Genomic DNA, 1,036 nt, shown 5'->3' with positions numbered 1-1,036 from the left:
GCGCGGTCGCGGTCAGCGAGGCCGCGCCGGGCGGCGCGCCGGTCACCGCGGACCGGATCGCCGTCGGGGCCGCCCACCGCGACCAGGTCGCGGCCATCCGGTCCCGGCTGGGCGCGGCCGGGGCGGGCATCACCGTGGACACCGCCAACCGGCTCCAGGGCCGGGAGTACGACGTGACGATCGTGCTGCACCCGCTCTCCGGCCGGCGCGACGCCACCGCGTTCCACCTGGAGTCGGGGCGGCTGTGCGTGCTGGCGTCACGGCACCGGCACGCCTGCGTGGTGGTGGCGCGGGCCGGGATCGGTGAGCTGCTCGACGCGTACCCGTCGACCGAGCGGGTGCACCTGGACGTACCGGTGAAGTTCCCGGACGGGTGGGAGGCCAACCAGACGGTGCTGACCCACCTCGATGCCCACCGGGCGTGACGAGGGGCCGTCGCGGCAGGATCGGCGGACCGTTCGGATCTTCCGGCGTTCGCGGCCGGTGGGCACGATGGCCGGATGCATCCTCACGATCCCTATCAGCAGGATCCGTACCAGCACCAGGCGTACCAACAGCAGGCGTACCCGCAACAGCCGTACTATCCGCCGCCGGCGTACGTGGAGCAGCCGAGCGAGGGGATGGGCCGGTGGGCGATCGTCCTGTGGGTGGCGGTGCCGGCGCTGCTGGTGATCCTGTGCTGTGCCGGGTGCGTCGTCTCCGGGTTCGCGGGCGGGTTCATGGAGGGCTTCAACGAGGGCTACTCGTCGTCGTAGGTGCGGGCCGGTGGTACACCGCCGCCCTCGGCGCGCAGGGCTGGCGGCGGTGCGTTAGACAGAGATCATGACCGCGAGCGTGTTGCAGTGGCTGGGCGGCTGTGTGGTGGCGGTGGCCGCCGGTTTCCTCGCCGTGTCGCTGCCCCGGCGTCGTGCCCGGGCCGAGGGGCGGCGGGTCGCCTGGTCGTCGGCGCGGGCGGCGATCCACGACGCCACGGTCAGCCGGGACGCGTCCCCGGCGGCGGTGCCGGAGGCCGAGCGGCTGCTGGCCCGCGCCGAGA

General features: G+C 74.3%; 3 protein-coding genes. All 3 read left to right on the top strand.

The window, feature by feature from the left end; translation table 11 throughout:
• The coding region (locus AC2CHG_RS31545) for an AAA domain-containing protein (protein WP_484526226.1) at window positions 1–425 on the top strand (425 nt) is incomplete at its 5' end.
• Between the two features lie 75 nt (window positions 426–500).
• Window positions 501–755: a hypothetical protein gene (locus AC2CHG_RS31540; protein WP_262014920.1), complete on the top strand. Its 255-nt coding sequence runs from the start codon at window positions 501–503 to the stop codon at window positions 753–755.
• A gap of 67 nt (window positions 756–822) precedes the next feature.
• The coding region (locus tag AC2CHG_RS31535) for a DUF6403 family protein (RefSeq protein ID WP_484526225.1) at window positions 823–1,036 on the top strand (214 nt) is incomplete at its 3' end.

The sequence above is a fragment of the Micromonospora sp. ATLC20 genome, assembly GCF_057196585.1.
This window is presented reverse-complemented; position numbering and strand designations above follow the sequence as displayed.

Bases quoted from the DNA above. Each gene is read 5' to 3' on its own strand.
- AC2CHG_RS31540 (WP_262014920.1), top strand. From the start codon at position 501: ATGCATCCTCACGATCCCTATCAGCAGGATCCGTACCAGCACCAGGCG.